General features: G+C 50.1%; 1 rRNA gene. It reads right to left on the bottom strand.

Features of this window, described 5'->3' with window-relative positions:
* Positions 1-627, bottom strand: a 16S ribosomal RNA gene (locus ACP7AQ_RS15970); the annotation flags it as partial.

Raw genomic sequence — 627 nt, 5'->3', positions numbered from 1 at the left:
CCAACAGCTAGTATCCATCGTTTACGGCGTGGACTACCAGGGTATCTAATCCTGTTCGCTACCCACGCTTTCGTCCATCAGCGTCAATCCATTAGTAGTAACCTGCCTTCGCAATTGGTATTCCATGTAATCTCTAAGCATTTCACCGCTACACTACATATTCTAGTTACTTCCTAATAATTCAAGTCAGACAGTATCAATGGCCGTTCCACCGTTGAGCGATGGGCTTTCACCACTGACTTACCTGACCGCCTACGGACCCTTTAAACCCAATGATTCCGGATAACGCTTGGATCCTCCGTATTACCGCGGCTGCTGGCACGGAGTTAGCCGATCCTTATTCTTACGATACCGTCAAGCTCCGACACGTCGGAGGGTTTCTTCTCGTATAAAAGCAGTTTACAATCCATAGGACCGTCATCCTGCACGCGGCATGGCTGGATCAGGCTTGCGCCCATTGTCCAATATTCCTCACTGCTGCCTCCCGTAGGAGTCTGGTCCGTGTCTCAGTACCAGTGTGGGGGATCTCCCTCTCAGGACCCCTACCCATCGTTGCCTTGGTAAGCCGTTACCTTACCAACTAGCTAATGGGACGCATGCTCATCTTTCACCGTTGTGACTTTAATA

The sequence above is a fragment of the Flavobacterium sp. DSR2-3-3 genome, assembly GCF_049896585.1.
Taxonomy (GTDB): domain Bacteria; phylum Bacteroidota; class Bacteroidia; order Flavobacteriales; family Flavobacteriaceae; genus Flavobacterium.
The sequence above is the reverse complement of the archived record's forward strand: the minus strand, read 5'-3'. Positions and strand labels throughout refer to the sequence as shown.